The sequence below is a fragment of the Polaromonas sp. genome (assembly GCF_029945925.1).
In the GTDB taxonomy this organism is placed as follows: domain Bacteria; phylum Pseudomonadota; class Gammaproteobacteria; order Burkholderiales; family Burkholderiaceae_C; genus Polaromonas.
In genome coordinates this window covers 1-21,972 of sequence record NZ_JAQSDN010000038.1, presented here as the reverse complement: position 1 = coordinate 21,972, position 21,972 = coordinate 1, and the positions used below count along the sequence as shown (strand labels likewise).

Sequence of the window (21,972 nt, the reverse complement as noted above, 5' to 3'; positions counted from 1 at the left end):
TTTCACATCCACGATAACGCTCCTTCTTCAGCCGTCAACGCGTGCCGGCGCATGCCGGCAAACAGTTCGCGCCCCAGCCCCTGACCATTGGCATCACGCAGCGCCTGCGGCATGACCGCGGTCGGCCGCGCGGCCCATTCGTCGGCCGCGACACTTACCTCCAGCGTACCGGCGAGTGCGTCGACCCGCACGATGTCGCCATCACGCACTTTCGCCAGCGGGCCACCGGCCGCCGCTTCCGGCGACACATGGATGGCCGCCGGCACCTTGCCCGAGGCGCCGCTCATGCGCCCGTCGGTCACCAGCGCCACCCTGAAACCTTTGCCCTGCAACACCGCCAGCGGCGGCGTGAGTTTGTGCAGCTCGGGCATGCCGTTGGCCTGCGGCCCCTGCCAGCGCACCACACAGACCACGTCGCGGTCCAGTTCACCGGCGCGGAAAGCCACATGCAGGTCTTCCTGCGAGTCAAACACGCGTGCAGGCGCCTCGATGACATGGCGGTCGTCGGGCACGGCCGAGACCTTGATCACGCTGCGCCCCAGGTTGCCTTGCAGCAGCTTGAGGCCGCCGGTGGCGCTGAAGGGCGCGCAGGCCGGCCGCACGATGGCCTCGTCTTTCGTCGCGCCCATCTCGTGCCAGGCCAGCTTGCCGTCCACCATGGCCGGCTCACGGGTGTACTCGCGGATACCGCCCTCGCGCACAGTGAGCACATCCTCGTGCATGAAGCCGCTGTCGAGCAACTCGCGGATCACGAAACCCGTGCCGCCGGCCGACTGGAACTGGTTCACGTCGGCGTTTCCGTTGGGATAGACATGGGTCAGCAGCGGCACCACAGCAGACAAGGCAGAAAAATCGTCCCAGTCAATCAGGATGCCGGCCGAACGCGCCACCGCCACCCAGTGGATCAGGTGGTTGGTGGAACCGCCGGTGGCCAGCAGCGCGACCATGGCGTTGACGATGGCCTTTTCATCGGCGATGCGTCCTATCGGCGAAAAACGTTTCGACGACTTCACAATGCCCAGCACCGTGCGTGCGGCCTCGCGCGTGAGTTCGTCGCGCAGGTCGCCGCCGGGGTTCACAAAAGCGGTGCCGGGCACGTGCAGGCCCATGGCTTCGAGCAGCATCTGGTTGCTGTTGGCGGTGCCGTAAAAGGTGCAGGTGCCGGGGCTGTGGTAACTCTTGAGTTCCGCCTCGAGCAACTCGGCGCGCCCGACCAGTCCTTGCGCGGCCTGCTCGCGCACGCGGGCTTTTTCCTTGTTGGGCAGGCCGGACGGCATGGGGCCGGCCGGCACAAACACCATGGGCAGGTGGCCGAAATGCAGCGCGCCTATCAGCAGGCCGGGCACGATCTTGTCGCACACGCCCAGCATCAGCGCGGCGTCGAACATGTCATGGCTCAGGGACACCGCCGTCGCCATGGCAATCACGTCGCGACTGAACAGGCTCAGCTCCATGCCCGGCGTGCCCTGCGTGACGCCATCGCACATGGCCGGTACACCGCCGGCGACCTGGGCCGTGGCGCCGTGCAGACGCGCTTCCCACTTGATCAGGTCCGGATACGGCTGCAGCGGCGTGTGCGCCGACAACATGTCGTTGTAGGCCGTCACGATGCCGATGTTGGGTGCGCGCTGCGTGATCACCTTGAAGCGGTCGTCCAGCGGCATGCCGGCCACCGCGTGCGCGATGTTGCCGCAACCCATGCGATCGACGCTGATGGCCCGGGTGGCCGCGCCGTCCAGGCGCTGGAGGTAGGCGCTGCGCGTCGCACGGCTGCGCTCGCGGATACGCGCGGTGACGTCGGCGACGGTGGAATGAAGGTTCATGGGGATGTGGGCCAAACAGGTGGCTGAAGATGAGCCGGTAACTTTATTACGTTGCTCATCGTACTTGTTTACCCCTCCGTTGGAAAGGCAGGGGTTACAGACCGGGTACCAAGCAGGGACAAGAAGCGCGGGTAGAGCGGCCCCTGAGCGCTCCCCTGGCATCCTTCCCTATTGCAGGGTGATCTCGACCCGGCGCGCCTCGGCGTCGCTGCCCGAGCCAACCACCTGCTCGGGTTTTTGCAGCGTGATCTGGCTGTCTTTCACACCCGCTGCTTTCAACGCATCGCGGACTGCCAGCGCGCGCTGGCGGGCCAGTGCGGCATTGGCAGCGGCATTGCCCTTGGGGTCGTGAAAACCTGCAATGACCACTTTCTTGCCGGTCCCGGCGGCCCGGACCACATCGACCAGGGCCGCACCTGCGCCGGGCGCCAGATCGGCCTTGCCGGATGAAAAATAAAACTTCACCACCCCGTATTCCACCGTGATGCTGGCAGCATCCGACACCGCCTGCGCCGATGGCGCGGGTACTTCAGCAGGGGCCGGCGCAGCCGGCACTGGCGCGGCCACCACCGGCAACGCGGCGGCGCCTGGCAGGGCGGTCAAAGCGGGCAAGGCCGGCGTGTCCCGGCGCTGCAGCGCGGCGCCTATCACCAGCGTGATCACGAGGGCAACAAGGGCAAAAACAAGGCCCAGGACCAGGCCCAGCTGTTCATCATCCGATGGGGAAGACATTGATCAAACTCCGTGAAACTGCACAGGCTGCGGCGCCTGTGCCAGCCGCAAAAAATAACCGGCAACGTCGCCGGTGAGAGCCGGACATTGTAAAGTGCGACTGTGGAAACTCCCCCGCACAATGACCTGCCAGCCCTGCGTGATCCGGCGCCCATGCTGGAGCGTTTTCTGCACCAGTGGGGCGGCCGCGAGGACCTCTGGATTTTCGGCTACGCCTCGTTGATCTGGCGGCCCGAATTCGACTTCGCCGAACTGCGGCGCGCTCGTGTGCATGGCTGGCACCGGGCACTGAAGATGTGGAGCCGCATCAACCGCGGTACGCCCGAGTGCCCGGGGCTGGTGTTTGCGCTGCTCTCGGGCGGCAGTTGCCACGGCGTGGTCTACCGCGTGCCCCGGCACGAAGTGCCGGACGTGGTGGCCAGGCTCTGGCTGCGCGAAATGCTCATGGGCGTGTATGACCCGCGCTCGCTGCGCTGCAACACCGACCAGGGACCGGTCCAGGCCCTGGCCTTCACCCTGTCGCGGCGCAGCCCCAGCTTCACCGGCGAGCTCAGCGAGACGCACTACCGGCAGATTTTCTCAAGCGCCTGCGGCCGTTACGGCACCACGCACGACTATGCACGCCAGACGCTGGAAAGCCTGCATAGCCACGGCATTTCGGATGCCAGGCTGGCGCGCCTGCTCAGACTCTCGCAGGCAGGGATTGCCAGCGACGGGCCGCAGGCCTAAAGTCATACGCCATAGAAGTCTTTCCGCAACGACCTGGAACTTGTTCTTAACCTGGAGACACCATGAAAACAGCCTTTCTTGTTTTGACCACGGCCTCCCTGCTTGGCGCCTGTGCCAGCACCCCCGGCGGCCCACGCGCCACCGCGCAGCTGCAGGCCACCACCGGCAACACCACCAGCGGCAGCGTCAGTTTTGTCCAGAAGGGCAACAAGGTTCTGGTGAGCGGCGAAATCCGCGGCCTCAAGCCGAATGCCGAACACGGCTTCCACGTGCATGAAAAAGGCGACTGCTCCAGCGGCGACGGCATGAGTGCGGGCGGGCACTTCAACCCCACCGGCGCGCCGCACGGCAGCCACGGCATGGGCATGCACCACACCGGCGACCTGCCCAGCCTGAAAGCCGATGCCGGCGGTGTCGCCCGCTTCAACTTTGAATCAGGCACCCTGGCTGTCGGCAGCGGCGTGAGCGACATCGTGGGCAAAGGCCTGATTGTTCACCGCGACCCCGATGATTACAAAACCCAGCCCACCGGCAACGCCGGCCCGCGGCTGGCCTGCGCGGTGATACGCTAAAGCCCCCACGGTCGCTCACTGCGTGTAGCTCCCGAGGCCTTGCAGGCCGCCGCTCGCCAGAGGCTTCGCTTCTGTCGCCTGTCCAAAGCTGCTCAAGCAGCTTTGGAGCCGCAGGCTCCAGCCCCTCGGGGGCCGCTGCGCCTGCGGCCCGGCAAAGCCGGTTCCGCGGCCCTTGCTTGAATAAAACCAATCAGCGCGCAGCCAGCAACTTTTCGGCGCGCGCCAGATCCCCGACGGTATCGATATCGGTCACGATGCCAACATCGTCAAGCGCCAAAAACGCTACTGAATTGAGAGCATCCTGCGCACGTACCACGGGCGCTGCACCCTGATTTCCTGTTAAACCCAGCAAACCTTCCCGGCACACCGCGGCAAACCCGACCGGATGGCCGCGCTGGTCCTGGTACAGCGGAATCACCACCGCGTGTTGCGCCAGCGCCTGGGCCACGGCCCGCAAGGTGTCGCTGCGCACAAGCGGCAAGTCGCCCGGCAGCACCAGCCAGCCAGCCGCGTCCGGCGTGGCACGCACCGCCGCCGCGATCGAATCACCCATGCCGGGATGGCCCGCGTCTTCAAGGTGCCAGGGCAGGCCGCTGGCGATCACGGCGTCCAGCGTGTGCTGCAGCACCGGCTTGCCGTCCAGCAGGGCCTGCAGCTTGTGGGTGCGGCCGCCGGACGCGGTGAAACGTTCACCGCGGCCCGAGGCCAGCACGATGACGGTGGGCAGTGCAGGAGGCGGGGGGGATACGGGCGATGAAGACAGGGACATGGTGGACTACCTATACTTCCAGTATGTCAGAGCCTATCCAAAACATCGCCGACCTGCGCAAAAGTTATGAACGCGCCGAACTCAACGAAGAGGCGTCGCATGCCGATCCGATGCAGCAGTTCGATCAATGGCTGAACGAAGCCATTGCGGCCAAGGTGCCCGAGCCCAATGCGATGACGGTGGCCACGGTGGCAGCCAACGGGCGTCCTTCGACTCGCGTGGTGCTGATCAAAGGGTATGACGAGCGCGGCATTGTCTGGTACACCAATTACGACAGCCGCAAGGGCAAGGAGCTGGCCGCCAACCCCTTCGCTGCGCTGCAGTTTCACTGGGTAGAGCTCGAGCGCGTGGTGCGCATCGAAGGTCTGGTCGAAAAGGTGTCTGCCGAGGAAAGCGACGAATACTTCCACAGCCGGCCACTGGATTCGCGCATTGGCGCCTGGGCCAGCCCGCAAAGCCAGGTGATCTCCGGCCGCAGCGTGCTGTTGGCCAACGCCGCCAAATATGGCGCGAAGTTTTTGCTGCAGCCGCCACGGCCGCCGCACTGGGGCGGCTACCGGCTCAAGCCCGACAACTGGCAGTTCTGGCAAGGGCGCAAAAGCCGCTTGCATGACAGGCTGCGCTACACCCAGGTCGAGGCGGGCTGGCTGCGCGAACGCCTGGCGCCCTGACTCCCCGTTCGGGCTGAGTTGGCCTGTCCTGAGCTTGTCGAAGGGTCGAAGCCTTTGCCTGGCTTGAGGCGGGATGGCGTTTCGACGAGCTCAACGCGAACGGACCAAGGAACGCCTCAAGCCTCCAGACGCTGGATCGCCTGGTCCGTCACCGCATCAAGCTGCGCCTGCGGCACCAGCGCCGGCGCGATTTCCGCCAGCGGCACCAGCACAAATGCACGCTGGTCCATGCGCGGGTGCGGCAGCACCAGCTGCGCCGACGTGATGCGGCCGCTGCCGTATAAAAGAAGATCGAGATCCAGCGTGCGCGGCGCGTTGCGGTAGGGCCGCTCGCGGCCGGCGGCCTGTTCCAGGGCCTGCAGCTGCCGCAGCAACTCGGGCGCGCTCAGGGCCGTTTGTACTTCCACCACGGCATTGATGTAGTCGCCGCCGGCGGCCGGGCCGGGCGTGTCGCCCGCGTCGGCCAGCGGCGCGGTCCGGTACAGGCTGGAGCGGCGGATGACCTGGGTCAGCGGCAGTCCCGCCAGGGACTCCATGGCCGCCCGCACCGCCGCGGCGGCGTCACCCAGGTTGGCGCCCAGCGCCACGTAAGCCGTGACAACCTCGGACCGTTCAGGGCGCAGGGCCATCCCCATGGCCCGAATTTACAGGTCGGACGGGGCGTCCGACGCCGGACCGGCCACCGCTCCGCCTTCGCGGTTGGCCGGCTTGCGGCGGCGCCGGCGCTTTTTGGCGGGCGCTGGTTCACCGGACTCGCCGGCTTCCGGCGCAGGTACCGGGCCATGGCCGGCATCGTCACCGCGCGGCGCATCGCCTTCGGCGCGCTTGACGCGGGTGCGCGGTGGCTGCGGTTTCTTCGACTGCTCGAGCTTGGCCTGCTCGATCATCTCGTGGCGTTCGTCGTCGTAGGCGGTGCTGAATTTCTCCCACCACTCGGACAGCTCGGGTTCGATCTCGCCGGTCTGCGCGCGCAGGCGCAGGAAGTCAAAGCCGGCGCGAAAACGCGGCTGCTCCAGCAGCGAATAAGGCGAGCTGCCGGTGCGTTTTTCAAAACGCGGCTGCATGGTCCAGATCTCGCGCATGTCGGTGCCCAGCTTGCCGCGGCCCGACACGTCGCCGATCCTGGCGTTGAAGGCATCGTCGATCGCGTCCTGCAGCGCGGGCATGGTGTGCTCTCCGCGGTTGAGGCGCCGGACCCAGCCTTCACGCACATCGGCCCAGAGCACGCAGGACAGCAGAAAGCTGGGCACCACCGGCTTGCCTTCGGCCACGCGGCGGTCGGTGTCGAGCAGCGCCAGCTGCAGGAAGGGTTCTTCCGAGGTGTCCACCACCACATCCAGCAGGGGATAGATCCCGGTGTTCAGGCCCAGGAACTTGAGTTGCTCGATGCTCGCCAGCGAGTGGCCGGTTAGCAGCAGCTTGAGCATCTCGTCGAACAGGCGCGACTGCGGCACGTCGGCCAGCAGGCCTTTCATCTCGCGCAGCGGCGCCACGGTTTTTTCTTCAAACTTGAAGCCCAGATCGCTGAGCTTGGCGGCAAAACGCACGGCGCGGATGATGCGCACCGGGTCTTCGCGGTAACGCGTGGCCGGATCGCCAATCATGCGGATGATTTTTTTCTTCGCGTCGCGGATGCCGTGGTGGTAGTCAACCACGATCTGCGTCTCCGGGTCGTAATACATGGCGTTGATGGTGAAGTCGCGGCGCGCGGCATCTTCTTCCATCGGGCCCCAGACGTTGTCGCGCAGCACGCGGCCGGAGGCGTCCACCGCGTGTTTCATGCCGGCGAGCTCGCTCTTGCTGGTGCGCTCGTTGCCGCCGACCTGCTCGGCCAGGCTGCTGTCCAGATGCGCGCGGAAGGTCGAGACCTCGATCACCTCGTGTTCGCGGCCGCGGCCGTAAATCACATGCACGATGCGAAAGCGCCGGCCGATGATGAAAGCGCGGCGGAACAGCGACTTGACCTGCTCGGGCGTGGCGTTGGTGGCTACATCGAAGTCCTTGGGACGCAGGCCGACCAGCAGGTCGCGCACCGCGCCGCCGACGATGAAGGCCTCGTAGCCGGCCCGCTTGAGGGTGTGCACCACGTCCATCGCGCGCTCATCGACCAGTTTGGGGTTGATCGCATGGTCCTGGGTGCCGACTTCGCGGCGCTCCCCGAAAACTGATTTTTTGGACCGGGTGGCACCGCTGGCGGGACTGGCTGACTTGCCAAACAGCTTGTCGATAAATTTTTTGATCATGGAATCAGGAGATTTTGCCGGACTGGCCGCGCTTGCAGGGCAAGGCCGGCCGTCCAAGGCAGTTAGAACAGCTCAAGTATGCGCCATCCGCGCTCGGTGGCGATCGCCCGCAGGCGCTCGTCGGGGTTGGTGGCCACCGGGTGCGTGACTTTTTCCAGCAAAGGCAGATCGTTCATGGAATCGCTGTAAAAAGTGCTTTCCACCGCCTCCCAGTGCAGCCCGCGGTCGGCCAGCCACTGCTGGACGCGGGCCACCTTGCCTTCCCGGAAAGACGGGGTGCCGCGGATTTCGCCGGTCAGCTGGCCGCCGGCGTCACGCTCGAGTTCCACCGCAATCAGCTCGGCCACCCCGAACGCCTCGGCGATGGGCCGGGTCACGAATTCGTTGGTGGCCGTGACGATCACGGTGTCGTCCCCTGCCGCCTGGTGGCCGCGGACCAGGTCCAGCGCCGCGGCTTGTATGCCTTTTTGCACGATTTCGCTCATGAAACGGGCGTGAGCAGCTATTGAATTTGTAGCGCCCTGCTCCCGGATGGCCTGGGTGGCAAAACGCACGTAGTCGTGGATGTCGAGCGTTCCGGCCTGGTAATGGGCAAAAAACTCGGCGTTGCGGCGCTTGAACTCGTGGCCCTCGCACCAGCCCAATGCAATCGTGAACTCGCCCCACTCGTAGTCGGAATCAATGGGAATCAGGGTGTGGTCGAGGTCGAACAGGGCGATGCGCCGTTTTGCGGCGCCCGGGCGTGGTGTCACAGGGTCTCCAGCATGGATTTGATCAGCGGAATCGTGATGGCGCGCTGGGTCTGCAGCGCGTAGGTGTCGAGCTGGTCCAGCAGCTGCATCAGGTTGCCGAGGTCGCGCGAGAAACGGCTCAGGATGAAATCCATGGCCTCGTCGCTGAGGAACACGCCGCGCGCGTCTGCCTCCTGCCGCAGCACCGCACGGCGCTCCGGCTCGGTCAGGGCCTGCAGCGCAAACACATGGCCCCAGCCCAGGCGGGTGCGCAGGTCTTCGCGCAGGGCCAGGTCGGCCGGAGGCGCGTCGCCGGCCGCCAGCACCCAGCGCGGGTGGCCGTCGGCGGCATTGAGCGCGTTGACAAACCAGTTGAAGGCCGCCTGCTGCTGCACCGCGGTGTACAGGTGGCAGTCATCCATGATCACCGCCGCCCATTTTTCATTGAATTCGGGCGGCTCCAGCATGGAGGCATCGAGCCAGCCCACCGACGCGCCCTGCTCGCGCAGCGCCTCGCTGACGGCCTTGAGCAGATGGGTCTTGCCGCTGCCGGGCTCCCCCCACAGGTAGGTCGGTACCGGGGAGCGCAGACTGTTGCCGGCCCACAGTTCCAGGTGCCTGAGCGCCGCCTCGTTGGGGCCGGCAAAAAAATTGGCGAACGACGGCGGCGATGCCAGCCCGATGTCCAGTGCAATCTGCTTCATGCCTGCCATTGTCGTCCTCAGCCTTGGTACAGCTTGCTCAGCATGTAGCTGGCCCGCATGCGGCGAATCGCCACCAGCAGCACCGCACTGGCCGGCAGGGCAATCAGCACGCCGAGAAAACCGAATAGCTGCCCGAAAGCCAGCAGGGCAAAAATGACAGCCAGCGGGTGCAGGCCGATACGCTCACCGACCAGCCGCGGGGTCAGGTAAAAACTCTCGACCAGTTGCCCCGCGCCATACACGCCGGCGACCACCAGCACGCCGTACAAGCCACCGAACTGCAGGACGCCGGCCATGAACGCCAGGAGCAGCCCCAGCCCGAAGCCCAGGTAGGGAATGAAAAATGCCAGGCCGGTGAAAACACCGACCGGCACGGCCAGGTCGAAGCCGAACAGGGCCAGCGCCACGCTGAAATAAACCGCCAGCACACCCATGACCAGCAGCTGACCACGCAGGTACTGGCCCAGCACCGTGTCGGCCTCGTCCATGAATCTGTCAAACGCGGCCCGCAGCTTGGGCGGCACCAGCTCGAGCAGCAGGGCCACAAACCGGTCCCAGTCCTTGAGCAGGAAAAACAGGGCCACCGGGATCAGCACCGCATTGCCCACGATCGCCAGTGCCACGCTGCCGCCCAGCTTGAGCGAGGACAGGACCGAGCCGAAGGCGTCTTCAAAGTTGGCGCTGAGGTACTTCACGACAAAGGCCTTGATGCTCGCGACATCCAGCGACACCGTGATGCCGAACTGCGCCAGCCACGGCCCCAGGGCGTTGTTGACGCGGTCGGCCAGCAGCGGCAACTGCTCGCGCAGCAGCGGCAGTTCCTTGGCAAAAATCGGCACCACCAGCAGCAGGATGGACAGCAGGATCAGGATGAACAGGGTCTCCACGATCAGGACGGCCAGCACGCGCGGCATCCGTCCGCGGCCCAGGCCATCTAGCCAGTTCACCACCGGCGTCAGCACATAGGCCAGCACGGCGCCCACCACAAAAGGCGTCAACACCGGCCCCAGCAGCCACAACGCCAGCATCACCAGAGCCGCGATCAGGCACCAGGCGGCTGTACGTTTTTGGGTAGAAGTAAATTGCATGCAGGCGGACGGGGGTGAACCCTTAGAATCTTGGCTTGGATTCTATCGGGCTTGCATGTCCGTCCCGCCGGCCCCTTCCCACCACCCAAGCAGCATGACCACTTCCTCCCCTTCCCCCCTGAGCTACAAAGACGCCGGCGTTGACATCGACGCGGGCGACGCCCTGGTTGAACGCATCAAGCCCCTGGCCAAGAAAACCATGCGCGAAGGCGTGCTGGCCGGAATTGGTGGCTTTGGCGCGCTGTTCGAGGTGCCCAAACGCTACAAGGAGCCGGTGCTGGTCAGCGGCACCGACGGCGTGGGCACCAAGCTGCGCCTGGCGTTCGAATGGGCCATGCACGACACCGTGGGCATCGACCTGGTGGCCATGAGCGTCAACGACGTGCTGGTGCAGGGCGCCGAGCCGCTGTTCTTCCTGGACTACTTTGCCTGCGGCAAGCTCGATGTGGACACCGCCGCGTCCGTGGTCGGCGGCATTGCCAAAGGCTGCGAACTCAGCGGCTGCGCACTGATAGGCGGCGAAACCGCCGAAATGCCGGGCATGTACCCCGAGGGCGAATACGACCTGGCCGGTTTTGCCGTGGGCGCCGTTGAAAAGTCAAAAATTCTCACCGGCAAGGATGTCAAGCCCGGCGACGTGGTGCTGGGCTTGGCCAGCAGCGGCGTGCATTCCAATGGTTTCAGCCTGGTGCGCAAATGTATCGAGCGCGCCGGCGCCGACCTGCCCGCCACGCTGGACGGCAAGCCGTTCAGGCAGGCCCTGATGGAGCCCACCCGCCTGTACGTGAAAAACGTGCTGACCGCCCTGGCCGCCCACCCGATCAAGGCGCTGGCCCACATCACCGGCGGCGGCCTGCTGGAAAACATTCCGCGCGTGCTGCCCGAAGGCACGGCCGCCCACCTCACCAAGGGCAGCTGGCCGCAGACCGAGCTGTTTGCCTGGCTGCAGAAAACTGCCGCCATTTCCGACTTCGAGATGAACCGCACCTTCAACAACGGCATCGGCATGGTGGTGGTGGTTGACGCCGCCCATGCCCAGGCTACGGCCAAAACCCTGCGCGACGCCGGCGAGCAGGTGTATGAGATTGGTGTGATTGCGACCCAGGGCGACGGCGCCGCGGTCACCGTCAGCTAGCGCAAGGCACCGGGCAGGCGCCACAGACCGCACGGATCACGCCGCCATGCCCGGCATACCCCCCATCCCGCCACGGCGGCTTCCGGCCGCCATCTGGGCACTGGGTTTTGTCAGCCTGCTGATGGACATTTCCTCCGAGATGGTCCACAGCCTGCTGCCCGTCTTCATGGTGACGGTATTGGGCACCAGCATGTGGGCCGTCGGCCTGATTGAAGGTGTTGCCGAGGCCACGGCCCTGATCGTCAAGGTCTTTTCGGGCGTGCTCAGCGACTACTGGGGCCGGCGCAAACCGCTGGCGGTGCTGGGTTACGGCCTGGGCGCCGCCTCCAAACCCCTGTTTGCGCTGGCCACCACCACCGGCATGGTGCTGGCCGCCCGCCTGATCGACCGTACCGGAAAAGGCATACGCGGCGCGCCGCGTGATGCGCTGGTGGCCGATCTGGCCCCGCCCGGCATGCGCGGTGCGGCCTTCGGGCTGCGCCAGTCGCTCGACACCGTGGGCGCCTTTGTCGGGCCGCTGCTCGCCATGGGCCTGATGCTGCTCTGGGCCAACGACTTCCGGGCGATTTTCTGGGTCGCCATGGTTCCGGGTTTCATGGCGGTGGCCTTGCTGCTGTTCGGCGTGCAGGAGCCCGCACCGGCACCGGACAAAACCGCGGCGCCACGCCGCAACCCGATCAGCCGGGACGAGTTGCGGCGCTTGGGGGCACCGTACTGGCGGGTGGTCGTGATTGGCGCCGTCTTCACCCTCGCGCGTTTCAGCGAAGCTTTTCTGGTGCTGCGCGCGCTGCAGGGCGGCCTGCCCGTCGCCTGGACGCCGCTGGTGCTGATCGGCATGAACATCGTTTACGCCCTGGGCGCCTACCCCTTCGGCAAACTGTCGGACCGGATGAGCCACACCAAACTGTTGGCCGGCGGACTGCTGGTGCTGATCGCCGCCGATGTGGTGCTGGCCTCGGGCAACCACTGGACCTTTATCGGGGCCGGCATTGCGCTGTGGGGCCTGCACATGGCGATGACCCAGGGCCTGCTGGCGACCATGGTGGCCGACGCCGCACCGGCCGACCTGCGCGGCACCGCCTTCGGGTTTTTCAACCTGATGAGCGGCCTGGCCATGCTGCTGGCCAGCACGGTGGCAGGGGTGTTGTGGGACCAGCTGGGCGCCCCGGTGACCTTTGTGGCGGGCGCGGTCTTCAGCCTGGCGGCGCTGGCGCTGCTGGGGTACTGGCGCGGGGCACGGGTCCGCGATGACGCTGCGGCCTCCCCTGAATAAGACATTTTTGCTACAAAAATACTAGCTGCTTGCGGCCGCATTCACTGGGCAGACTGGACTTTTGAGACATTTTGTATCAAACTGTTGCTTCTGTCCGTTTCTGGAGCGTTCATGCCGGTCATCGCAGTCGTCAATCGCAAGGGGGGCAGTGGCAAAAGCACACTGGCCGCCCACATTGCGGCCTGGTGCGCGCGCAATGGCAGCTCCGTCATGCTGGGGGACGTGGACCGGCAGCAATCGGCGCGGGCCTGGCTGAAACGGCGCGACGCCTCGCTGCCGGCCATCGCGCCCTGGGCGGTGGACCAGAAAAACATGTTGCGCGTTCCCACCGGCATCACCCACGTCGTGCTTGACACCCCCGGCGGCATGCACGGCTTTGAACTCGCGCGCGTCGTGATGTTTGCCGACGCCATCGTGATGCCGGTGTGCAACTCGATGTTTGATCGCGAGTCGGCCCAGGCCTGCCACGCCGAACTGATGACCATGCCGCGTGTGGCCAGCGGCCGCTGCCGCCTGGCGGTGGTCGGCATGCGTATCGACGCGCGTACCAATGCCGCGCAAACCCTCGACGAATGGGCGGAATCGCTGGGCGTGCCTTTTCTGGGCGCCCTGCGCGAAACCCAGCTTTACGTGCGCAGCCTGGAGCGCGGCCTGACGATTTTTGATCTGCAGCCCCAGCTGGCCGCCGCCGATCTGGCCCAGTGGGCGCCCATCCTGCAGTGGCTCAAGCCCCAGCTCTACCCGCCGCAGGCCGCCAACGACGGTGCAGGCGTGGTGCGCCCCCCGGCACGGACCCTGGCGCCCAGAGGCGCGGCGTCACCCCTGAAAGCGCCCGGCGAAGTGGTGTCCAGGCGGCTGGGCTCCCTGCCGGGCAGCCTGATACCGGCCCAGGAGTCCATGGTCCAGGGCGGCCGCATGTCCACCCTGAGTGCCGGCCGCAGCACCCCGGCTCCGGTGCGTCCCCCGGCCGTACCCACGCTGGCCCGCCCAACACGCACAGCCGACAGCCCGCAGATACCCCAGTTTTTGAAACGCAACGCTAGTTAATAAAGCCCCCACGTTCGCTCACTGCGTGTAGCTCTCTGCCCCCCGAGGGGGCGCTGCGCCTGCGGACTGGCAAAGCCAGATCCGCGGCCCCTGTTTGAAATAACCGCCAACCTCCCTCGCTGCGTGGCTCCCTGCCCCGGGATACCCGGTTCAGCTTTTCTGGCGCCGCAAGCGGGCCAGGCGATCGGCGATGGCGTCGAGGTCCAGTGCGTCTTCGGCATGATCGAGGTAGGTCTCCAGGTCCGGCACGGCGCGTCCGGCTTCCCCCTGCTCGGCCAGCGCCAGGCCGCGATCACGGTACTCGGGCCAGGATTCGGGATGCAGCACGATCAGCCGGTCCTGCACAGCGATCAGCCGCGGCCAGTCCTGCTGGGTCTTGTGGATTTCCTTGAGGTTGCGCAGCATGCGGCTGATGATCTCGCGCGCCGGCACCGACTGCAGGTACAGGCCGATAGGCACCTCGAAGTCGTCCACCAGGCCGCTGCGCTGGCGAAACGGCTCCAGCTGCTCAGCCAGCTCTTCCCGGCTCAGTGACTGGCCGGTAAAGGGGTCGATCACCACCTGGCCCTTGGGCAGGTTGACCTTGACCATGAAGTGGCCCGGAAACGCAATGCCTCGGGCGTTGAGCCCGACACCGCCGGCCAGTTCCAGCCAGAGCACCGCCAGCGAGATCGGAATGCCGCGCCGGATTTTCAGTACCGCGTTCAGGTAGCTGTTGTCGGGGTCGTAGTAGTCATTGATGTTGCCGCCGAAGTTCAGGTCGCGGAAGAAGAACTGGTTCAGCGCCCGCAGCCGCTGCAGGGCCGAGGCATCGGACGGCAAGCGGCGCTTGAGGCGGGCCAGCAGTTGGTCCACATCACCGAGCACCTGCTCCACATCCAGATCCGGGTACTCGTCCTGGGCCACACTGACCGCCGCTTCCAGCAGCGGAAAATGCTCATCGCTTTGCACCAGGCTGGCAAAGTACTGCAGGGGCGACGGAACATCGAGATTGAGAGGCATGCCGCTACTTTCTCACAAAGCGCCCGGCAACGCGAGTGCCACCGCCGAAAACCGTCAGCGCCGCATCAACTTTCGCACTTTCAGGCCGGTGGCCCAAAGCGCTCCGAAATAAATAGCACCTGACGCAAGCAGGACAAGGGCCAGCAACGCGATTCGCTTGAAGGCTTCGGCCCGCAGCCCGGTCCAGCTGACGGCTTGGGCGGCCCACATCAAAAAGACCGCGAGCAGTGCCGTGGCGGCCAGCACCTGCAGCGAGAACATGCCCCAGCCGGGCGACGGCTTGTAGCTGCCGCGCTGGCGCAGGCCGATCAGCAGCCACAGCGCATTGATCAGCGCGCCTATGCCGATGGCCAGCGCCAGCCCGGCGTGCTGCAGCAGCGGCACAAAGGCCAGGTTGAGCAGCTGCGTGATCACCAGCACCACCAGGGCAATTCGCACGGGGGTCTTGATGTCCTGGCTCGCGTAAAAACCGGGCGCCAGCACCTTGATGGCCACCAGGCCCACCAGCCCGGCGCCGTAGCCCATCAGCGCGGTGGTGGTCTGCTGCACATCGCGCTCGGTGAAGGCGCCGTAGTGGTACAGCGTGGCCACCAGCGGCTGGGCAAAGGTCAACAGGGCAACGGCGCTCGGCACGGCCATCAGCACGACGATGCGCAGGCCCCAGTCCAGCATGGCGGAATAGGCGTCGCCGTCGCCCGCGGCCTTGGCGGCGGCCAGCTGCGGCATCAGCACCACCCCGATGGCCACGCCCAGCATAGCGGTGGGAAACTCCATCAGGCGGTCCGCATAGGTCAGCCAGCTGACGCTGCCGGGGGTCAGGTGCGAGGCGATCTGGGTGTTGATGATGGTGGAGACATGGGCCACGCTGACGCCGAGCAGGGCTGGCAGCATCAGGCGGGCGATGTTTTTGGTGCCGGGGTCGGCCCAGGCGCTGCGGATGGCCGTCCAGCCCAGGCCGATGCGCGGCAACATGCCTATCCTGAGCAGGGCCGGCACCTGCACCGCCAGCTGCAGGGCCCCGCCCAGCATGACGCCGGCGCCCATCGCGTAAATCGGCTCAATGCCCAGGGTCTTGAGCCAGGGCGCCCCGAGCCAGGCCGCGCCAATCATGGAGAGGTTCAGCAGCACCGGTGTGGCGGCCGGCACGGCAAAACGCTTCCAGGTGTTCAGAATGCCGGCGGACAAGGCCACCAGCGACATGAAACCGATATAGGGAAACATCCAGCGCGTCATGAAAACCGCCGCCTCGAACCCGCGCGGCTCCTGCTTCAGCCCGCTGGCCATCAGCCAGACCAGCACCGGGGCCGCCGCCACCCCGATCACACAGGTCAGCAGCAGCGCCCAGGCCAGCAAGGTGGCGACCCGGTTGACCAGCACCTGGGTGGCCGCCTCACCGTTCTGGGCCTTGCTGGCGGCCAGCACCGGCACAAACGCCTGGCTGAATGCGCCTTCGGCAAACAGGCGGCGGAACAGGTTGGGAATGCGGAACGCAACGTTGAAGGCGTCCGTCATGGCGCTGGCGCCAAACGTCGAGGCCACCAGCAGCTCCCGCACCAGACCGGTGATCCGGGATACCAGCGTGAACAGGGAAACGGTGGACGCGGATTTGAAAAGTGACACAACGGGAGTTTAAGGCCCCCGCTCCGGGTTCAGCACTTCCCTAACGCTGCGTGGAAAAGTCCGCCAGGAAACTGGCGTACATCTGTGCCGTTGCCTTCGGCGCCTCCATCATTGGCAAGTGTCCCACCCCTTGCAGCACCTGGATGCGGGAGTTTTTCAGGCGCGTACGCAACACGTCCGCGCCGGAAACATCAAACAAACGATCATCGCCGCCCCATAACGTCAGGTTGGGCTGTTTCAAGTCGCCAATGTGCGCATCCAGAAAGTAGCGGTCTTTCAATTGCCCAGTCCATAGACGGACATTCGACGGTGCGTTGCGCAGTGCATCGGCCTGCGTCGCCTGCAGGATGGGATACGGCAGGAAGGGGCGTTGGGTGAACAGCAGCGACATCATCTGCTCAAACTCAACCGCGTTGTGCGCAATCAGGGGCGTCTTGCCGGTATCGATCAATCCGTCCATTTCGCTGGGCCGGGGCGTCTTGATGCCGTGCGGCGCACCGATAAAGGCAACACTTGCCACGCGCGCTGGATAACGGATGGCAAACAGCGCCGCCAGGGTGCCGCCCATCGAATTTCCAGCCAGATGTACCCGCTGGATACCAAGAGCATCGAACAGGGCCTTCAGGCGCTCTGTTTGGCTGGCGTAGTCATAGGTCTGATCAGGCAGCCTGCCGCTTTCCCCGAAGCCAGGCAGGTCGGGGGCAATCACCTGGTAGCGGCGGGTCAGGGGCCTTGCAAAGTCAACCCAATGATCTTTCTCGGCAAAAATGCCATGCAGCAAGACGACCGGCTCGCCGCTTCCGCCAACAAGATAATGGACGTCATGCGCGCCCACTGATACCGTTTTTTCCGAGAGACCGGACAATTCACGGTTCAGGCTCAACAACGGTTGCACAAATGCACCAGGCAAGCTGTAGTACATCAACACCGTAGCGGTAAGCAACAAGAGCAGAAATGCCAACCATGCAGGAACAAGACGTTTCAAGGAAGTCTCCGTGGAATGGGGATATGGATCCATGCCGCTGGTCAGGGGGACGGGCAGCGTTCGGGAGAATACAGAAAGCATGACGAAAAACTTGTACGTTTAGGCTATGCGCGCAACCAATACCCTGACGCTCGGCGCCAACCGGGCACTGTATGTGGGCGAGTTGCCGGCAACGGGCTGGCACCGCCATGCGTCGCCGGTGCTGCTGATGGGGCTGTCGGGCCGCTTCGCGGTGCAATTGCCCAACCAGCCCCCCCAGACCTGCAGCAGCGCGCTGATCGACACCGGCGTGGAACATGTATTCGACCCCTGCGGCGAACATGTCGCACTGATGTACCTTGAGCCAGACTCTGTGGAAGCGCGGGGTTTACGCACACATTTCCAGGTGGAAGGCGGGGTGATTTTCGAGCCCGCTGTGCGGGTGACCTCGCGCAGCCGCATGGATGCGCATTTGCGTACCTTCGATTTGCATTCGCTGCTGCAATTGACCTGCCGCCAGGTCGCGCCCATCGATGAGCGGGTCGCCCGCAGCCTGCTCGCCTTGCGCACGCAGCGCGAGGGACCGCTCGGCCGTGACTGCGCCGGGGCCGCCGCACACTTGTCGGCCTCACGCTTTAACCACTTGTTCCGCGCTGAAATGGGCGTGAGTTTTCGCAGCTACCGCGTGTGGTCCCAGGTACGCTCCGCCATGGTCGGGCTGACAACGAACACCAACCTGACCCATGCCGCATTGCACGGCGGGTTTGTGGATTCCTCGCACTTCAGCCGTATGTTCCGCCAAACCTTCGGCATGACACCGTCCAGCGTGCTCAAGCCATTGAAGGATGTCAGCCTGATTTAGGCAGGTGCCGGGAGCCCTGTGCGCCCCAGATCGCAGGCCCGGACGGGCTTTAAGGCGGCACATTGAGGGAAGTTATATAATGGCAGGCTTTGCTAAGCATCATCCGCAGACCTTTCCTCATTTAAAGGAACACTTATATGGCTACCGCCAAACCCAAGAAAAAGAACCCCCGCCTGGCCTCCGGCCGCAAACGCGTCCGCCAGGACAGCAAACTCAATGCCGCCAACACCTCGCTGCGCTCGAAATACCGCACCGCCGTGAAAAACGTCGAAAAAGCTGTCGCCGCCGGCGACAAGACCAAGGCCACCGAACTCTTCGCCAAGGCGCAGAGCATTGTGGACACGATCGCCGACAAGGGCATCTTCCACAAAAACAAGGCAGCGCGCGACAAGAGCCGCCTGTCCACCAAGGTCAAGGCACTCGCCCTGGCCACTCCCGCCGCGTAAAACCCAACCGCCTGAGCAATCAGGCAACCCGCCCGGGCTGATCTTCTTCAGTCCGCCGTTCTGCAGGGTGCGCTGCCAGCAAAGCAAAAAAGCCGTCTTTCGACGGCTTTTTTGTTTGCGCTCCACTTCAAACTTCACCCCGGATATGCCAGAAAGTGTAGCGAGCGGGTGCGAGGCAAGGCGCATGGCGCACAGACACCGGAATGTACCCAGGTACATGAGGATGGCGAGCACCGTGCAACGCCGCATCGCGCCTGCGCAGTAGCTTTATGGCTTGTCCGGAATCAGGCAGGCCTCGGCGATCTGCAGATCGTTGTCCTTGGCGAAATTGATCGCAAAGTCCCAGGCCATGGGCTCGGCGTCGCGCAGTTCGCTGTTGACCACCACACACTTGACGCCGTTGATCACCGTGGGCACACACCACGGGGAATAGGTCAGATGGCTGCCGGGCTGCGGGCCACCGGGGCGGAACTGGCTCATCACCCCGCACAGCCGGTCCGCCCAGTCGCTGGGGCGAAAGGTTTTGCCGTCGCGGGTGATGCCTTGAATGAAGACTTCTTTGGCGGTGTTGGAGACCATCGGGTGGAGGGTTTTTGCGTGCCCGGGGCCAGGATCGAGCCCCATGTTGCAGTGCACAACGATTCTATCTTATATAAGACTGAAACCTTGGCTTTCGGTCAACGCGACCGCGCATGGCTGTGATGCAGGATCTTCACCAAAGGCCGCAGGGTCTGCGCCTAAAATCAATCCAGAACCGCCGACCCCATCGCGGGTTCCTGTTTTTTTAGCCCCTGTTTTTCCGGAGTTCCCTCATGACCGCTGCCCTTCCCAAGCACATCGAAGCCGCTTCCCCCCACGTGATGAACACCTACGGCCGCCTGCCGATAGCCTTGTCGCATGGCCAGGGCTGCCGCGTCTGGGATGTCAACGGCAAGGAATACCTGGACGCGCTGGGCGGGATTGCGGTCAACACCCTGGGCCATAACCACCCGAAGCTGGTGCCCGCCCTGCAGGACCAGATTGCCAAAATCATCCACAGCTCCAACTATTACCATGTGCCCAACCAGGAAGTGCTGGCGGCCAAACTGGTCGAGCTGTCGGGCCTGGAGAACGTGTTTTTCTGCTCCACCGGCCTGGAAGCCAATGAGGCCGCGCTGAAGCTGGCGCGCAAGTTCGGCCACGACAAGGGCATCGAACGCCCCGAAATCGTGGTGTACGAAAAAGCCTTTCATGGCCGCAGCATTGCCACGCTGAGCGCCACCGGCAATCCCAAGGTGCAGGCCGGTTTTGGTCCGCTGGTCGAAGGGTTCATCCGGGTGCCGCTCAACGACGTGGCCGCGCTGGAAAGCGCCACCGCCGGCAACCCAAACGTGGTGGCCGTCTTTTTCGAGGCCATCCAGGGTGAAGGCGGTGTCAACCCGATGGACGCCGACTACCTGCGGCAGGTGCGCGCCCTGTGTGACAAGCGCGACTGGCTGCTGATGATCGACGAAGTGCAGTGCGGCATGGGCCGCACCGGCAAGTGGTTTGCCCACCAGTGGGCCGGCATCAAGCCGGACGTGATGCCGCTGGCGAAAGGCCTGGGCTCGGGCGTGCCGATTGGTGCGGTCGTGGCGGGCCCGAAAGCCGCCCACATCTTTGCCCCCGGCAACCACGGCACCACCTTCGGCGGCAACCCGCTGGCCATGCGCGCCGGGGTGGAGACCATCCGGATCATGGAAGAAGAAGGCCTGCTGGCCAACGCCGCCAAGGTGGGCGCACACCTGAAGTCCGCCCTCAGCCGCGAACTGGCCGCCGAACTGGCTTCGGGCGCGGTCAAGGAAATCCGCGGCATGGGCCTGATGCTGGGCATCGACCTGGCCAAACCCTGCGGCGACCTGGTCAAACGCGCTGCCGACAAGGGCCTCCTGATCAGCGTGACGGCCGACAGCGTGATCCGGCTGGTGCCCCCACTGATCATCACGCAAGCCGAGGCCGATGAGGTCGTGGCCATTTTGTGCCCGCTGATCAAGCAGTTGCTGGCGGAGAAACCATGAGCACCCCGGCCAACACGGCAATCCGCCACTACCTGCAGTTCAGCGACCTCAATGCCGCTGAGTACGCCTACGTCTTCGAGCGCGCCGCCCTCATCAAGAAAAAATTCAAGGCCTACGACAAACACCAGCCGCTGGTGGACCGCACGCTGGCCATGATCTTCGAAAAAGCCTCGACCCGCACCCGCGTCAGTTTTGAAGCCGGCATGTACCAGCTGGGCGGCTCCGTGGTGCACCTGACCACCGGCGACAGCCAGCTGGGCCGCGCCGAGCCTATCGAGGACAGCGCCAAGGTGATCAGCCGCATGGTGGACCTGGTGATGATCCGCACCTACGAGCAGACCAAGATCGAGCTGTTTGCCGAACACTCGCGTGTGCCGGTAATCAATGGCCTGACCAACGAGTTCCACCCGTGCCAGATCCTGGCCGACATCTTCACCTACATCGAGCACCGCGGCAGCATCAAAGGCAAGACGGTGGCCTGGGTCGGCGACGGCAACAACATGGCCAACACCTGGCTGCAGGCCAGCGAGATCCTCGGCTTCAAGGTACACCTGAGCACGCCGACCGGCTACGAGGTGGACCAGTCCGTGGCCGGCATCCGCTCGGCCGCCAGCTACCAGGTCTTCAAGGACCCGATGCAGGCCTGCGCCGGCGCCGACCTGGTGACCACCGACGTCTGGACCAGCATGGGTTACGAGGCCGAGAACGAAGAACGCAAAAAGGCGTTTGCCGACTGGTGTGTGGACAGCGACATGATGAAGGCCGCCAAACCCGACGCCCTGTTCATGCATTGCCTGCCGGCGCACCGCGGCGAAGAGGTCGAAGCCGAGGTGATCGACGGGCCGCAGTCGGTGGTCTGGGATGAAGCCGAAAACCGGCTGCATGTGCAGAAGGCTTTGATGGAGTTTTTGCTGCTGGGCAAGGTTGAGTAAGTTACCGGAGCTGCATCACGCTGCGTCCCCGGTTCGCCCGGGGCAGTAGGCGCAACTCCCCACTCCCTCCCCCCGCCCCTCCCTCGCCCCGCTGGGCGATGGCGGGGAGCTTCATTTGGCTGCGTGTGCTGCACCCGCGTGCAAACATGATGGCCACGTTCTCCGACATGACGCGCTGCGCGCGTCATGTCTCCCCGCACCCGATCCCGCATTCGTTTCCCCCACCCGTCGGGCTGGGCCGAGGAGCGCAGGCAAAAGCGGATCAGGGCTCGCGATTGTCTGAGCCGAAGGCGAGTTCGAGCGAGACCCCGCTTTCGGCGAGCACCGGAGGTTGCCCGTAGCGAAGCGGAGGGACCCAGACCATCGGGTCGCCTTTTCTTTGGGTACTTTCTTTTGGCGAAGCAAAAGTAAAGTACCTCGCCCGCCGGGGCGAGACCCGGCCTGCTGGAAGACCCGCTGAAGCGCAACGTTGCAAAGGCTTCGACAGGCTCAGCCCGAACGGTGTCGGGAAGGCACGCCCACATGGATCCCGGATCAAGTCCCATAAGCGCTAACTTAGAAGCTCACGTCCTTTTTGCCGCTGCAGCACCCTT

22 protein-coding genes are annotated in these 21,972 nt (G+C 64.9%); 10 read left to right on the top strand and 12 right to left on the bottom strand.

Annotation, left to right across the window (positions count from 1 at the left end):
• Window positions 1–2 precede the first annotated feature (2 nt).
• Complete coding sequence (gene edd / locus PSV40_RS11375; RefSeq protein ID WP_300537513.1) at window positions 3–1,823, bottom strand: phosphogluconate dehydratase; 1,821 nt, start codon at window positions 1,821–1,823, stop codon at window positions 3–5.
• Between the two features lie 168 nt (window positions 1,824–1,991).
• Window positions 1,992–2,555 (bottom strand): OmpA family protein, encoded by a 564-nt coding sequence (locus tag PSV40_RS11370; protein ID WP_300537511.1) that lies wholly within the window; start codon window positions 2,553–2,555, stop codon window positions 1,992–1,994.
• A 153-nt stretch (window positions 2,556–2,708) separates the two neighbouring features.
• Here PSV40_RS11370 and PSV40_RS11365 point away from each other — a divergent pair, with 153 nt between their 5' ends.
• Both PSV40_RS11365 and PSV40_RS11360 read left to right on the top strand, forming a co-directional pair.
• On the top strand, window positions 2,709–3,284 hold the full coding sequence (locus tag PSV40_RS11365) for a gamma-glutamylcyclotransferase (RefSeq protein WP_300537525.1): 576 nt from the start codon (window positions 2,709–2,711) through the stop codon (window positions 3,282–3,284).
• A gap of 62 nt (window positions 3,285–3,346) precedes the next feature.
• A complete protein-coding gene (locus PSV40_RS11360) occupies window positions 3,347–3,856 on the top strand; it encodes a superoxide dismutase family protein (RefSeq protein ID WP_300537510.1) in 510 nt (169 codons plus the stop codon).
• A 190-nt stretch (window positions 3,857–4,046) separates the two neighbouring features.
• Here PSV40_RS11360 and PSV40_RS11355 read toward each other — a convergent pair whose 3' ends face one another.
• On the bottom strand, window positions 4,047–4,625 hold the full coding sequence (locus PSV40_RS11355; protein WP_300537509.1) for an NTP transferase domain-containing protein: 579 nt from the start codon (window positions 4,623–4,625) through the stop codon (window positions 4,047–4,049).
• A gap of 23 nt (window positions 4,626–4,648) precedes the next feature.
• On the opposite strand from PSV40_RS11355, the gene pdxH reads away from it, so the two are divergent.
• Complete coding sequence (gene pdxH / locus PSV40_RS11350; protein WP_300537507.1) at window positions 4,649–5,296, top strand: pyridoxamine 5'-phosphate oxidase; 648 nt, start codon at window positions 4,649–4,651, stop codon at window positions 5,294–5,296.
• Between the two features lie 116 nt (window positions 5,297–5,412).
• Here the strand turns inward: pdxH and folK are convergent, their stop codons facing one another.
• From folK to PSV40_RS11325, 5 genes are all read right to left on the bottom strand, one after another.
• The gene (gene folK, locus PSV40_RS11345; protein ID WP_300537505.1) at window positions 5,413–5,931 is read right to left on the bottom strand and encodes a 2-amino-4-hydroxy-6-hydroxymethyldihydropteridine diphosphokinase; all 519 of its coding nucleotides are present in this window, start codon (window positions 5,929–5,931) and stop codon (window positions 5,413–5,415) included.
• 9 nt (window positions 5,932–5,940) lie between these two features.
• A complete protein-coding gene (gene pcnB, locus PSV40_RS11340; RefSeq protein ID WP_300537503.1) occupies window positions 5,941–7,539 on the bottom strand; it encodes a polynucleotide adenylyltransferase PcnB in 1,599 nt (532 codons plus the stop codon).
• A 62-nt stretch (window positions 7,540–7,601) separates the two neighbouring features.
• Window positions 7,602–8,291 carry an HAD family hydrolase gene (locus PSV40_RS11335; protein WP_300537501.1) on the bottom strand — a complete coding sequence of 230 codons (690 nt, stop codon included), beginning with the start codon at window positions 8,289–8,291 and terminating at the stop codon, window positions 7,602–7,604.
• Window positions 8,288–8,974 (bottom strand): DnaA regulatory inactivator Hda, encoded by a 687-nt coding sequence (gene hda, locus PSV40_RS11330; protein WP_300537499.1) that lies wholly within the window; start codon window positions 8,972–8,974, stop codon window positions 8,288–8,290. Before hda ends, PSV40_RS11335 begins: the two co-directional genes overlap by 4 nt.
• Window positions 8,975–8,991: 17 nt before the next feature.
• Window positions 8,992–10,062, bottom strand: coding sequence for an AI-2E family transporter (locus PSV40_RS11325; RefSeq protein ID WP_300537497.1), 1,071 nt, complete (start codon window positions 10,060–10,062; stop codon window positions 8,992–8,994).
• Between the two features lie 94 nt (window positions 10,063–10,156).
• Between PSV40_RS11325 and purM the strand changes: the two genes are divergently transcribed.
• From purM to PSV40_RS11310, 3 genes are all read left to right on the top strand, one after another.
• A complete protein-coding gene (gene purM, locus PSV40_RS11320) occupies window positions 10,157–11,197 on the top strand; it encodes a phosphoribosylformylglycinamidine cyclo-ligase (protein ID WP_300537495.1) in 1,041 nt (346 codons plus the stop codon).
• 46 nt (window positions 11,198–11,243) lie between these two features.
• Complete coding sequence (locus tag PSV40_RS11315) at window positions 11,244–12,470, top strand: MFS transporter (RefSeq protein WP_300537493.1); 1,227 nt, start codon at window positions 11,244–11,246, stop codon at window positions 12,468–12,470.
• A 111-nt stretch (window positions 12,471–12,581) separates the two neighbouring features.
• Window positions 12,582–13,517: a ParA family protein gene (locus PSV40_RS11310; RefSeq protein WP_300537491.1), complete on the top strand. Its 936-nt coding sequence runs from the start codon at window positions 12,582–12,584 to the stop codon at window positions 13,515–13,517.
• A gap of 150 nt (window positions 13,518–13,667) precedes the next feature.
• On the opposite strand, the gene PSV40_RS11305 is transcribed toward PSV40_RS11310, so the two are convergent.
• From PSV40_RS11305 to PSV40_RS11295, 3 genes are read right to left on the bottom strand one after another with little or no spacing between them, the layout of a single operon-like run.
• Complete coding sequence (locus tag PSV40_RS11305) at window positions 13,668–14,519, bottom strand: tetratricopeptide repeat protein (RefSeq protein WP_300537489.1); 852 nt, start codon at window positions 14,517–14,519, stop codon at window positions 13,668–13,670.
• A 54-nt stretch (window positions 14,520–14,573) separates the two neighbouring features.
• The gene (gene murJ / locus PSV40_RS11300) at window positions 14,574–16,139 is read right to left on the bottom strand and encodes a murein biosynthesis integral membrane protein MurJ (RefSeq protein ID WP_300537487.1); all 1,566 of its coding nucleotides are present in this window, start codon (window positions 16,137–16,139) and stop codon (window positions 14,574–14,576) included.
• A gap of 40 nt (window positions 16,140–16,179) precedes the next feature.
• Complete coding sequence (locus PSV40_RS11295) at window positions 16,180–17,124, bottom strand: alpha/beta hydrolase (RefSeq protein WP_300537485.1); 945 nt, start codon at window positions 17,122–17,124, stop codon at window positions 16,180–16,182.
• Between the two features lie 106 nt (window positions 17,125–17,230).
• On the opposite strand from PSV40_RS11295, the gene PSV40_RS11290 reads away from it, so the two are divergent.
• Window positions 17,231–17,965 (top strand): helix-turn-helix transcriptional regulator, encoded by a 735-nt coding sequence (locus tag PSV40_RS11290; protein WP_300537484.1) that lies wholly within the window; start codon window positions 17,231–17,233, stop codon window positions 17,963–17,965.
• Between the two features lie 137 nt (window positions 17,966–18,102).
• Entirely contained in the window at window positions 18,103–18,411 is a 309-nt protein-coding gene (gene rpsT / locus PSV40_RS11285; RefSeq protein WP_096667998.1) for a 30S ribosomal protein S20, read from the top strand.
• 267 nt (window positions 18,412–18,678) lie between these two features.
• Here the strand turns inward: rpsT and PSV40_RS11280 are convergent, their stop codons facing one another.
• Window positions 18,679–18,990 (bottom strand): DUF3579 domain-containing protein, encoded by a 312-nt coding sequence (locus tag PSV40_RS11280; protein WP_096667996.1) that lies wholly within the window; start codon window positions 18,988–18,990, stop codon window positions 18,679–18,681.
• Window positions 18,991–19,223: 233 nt separating this feature from the next.
• Here PSV40_RS11280 and PSV40_RS11275 point away from each other — a divergent pair, with 233 nt between their 5' ends.
• Together PSV40_RS11275 and argF are read left to right on the top strand one after the other, a co-directional pair.
• Complete coding sequence (locus tag PSV40_RS11275; protein WP_300537481.1) at window positions 19,224–20,447, top strand: aspartate aminotransferase family protein; 1,224 nt, start codon at window positions 19,224–19,226, stop codon at window positions 20,445–20,447.
• Window positions 20,444–21,379, top strand: coding sequence for an ornithine carbamoyltransferase (gene argF / locus PSV40_RS11270; protein ID WP_300537478.1), 936 nt, complete (start codon window positions 20,444–20,446; stop codon window positions 21,377–21,379). Before PSV40_RS11275 ends, argF begins: the two co-directional genes overlap by 4 nt.
• Window positions 21,380–21,972: the final 593 nt, after the last annotated feature.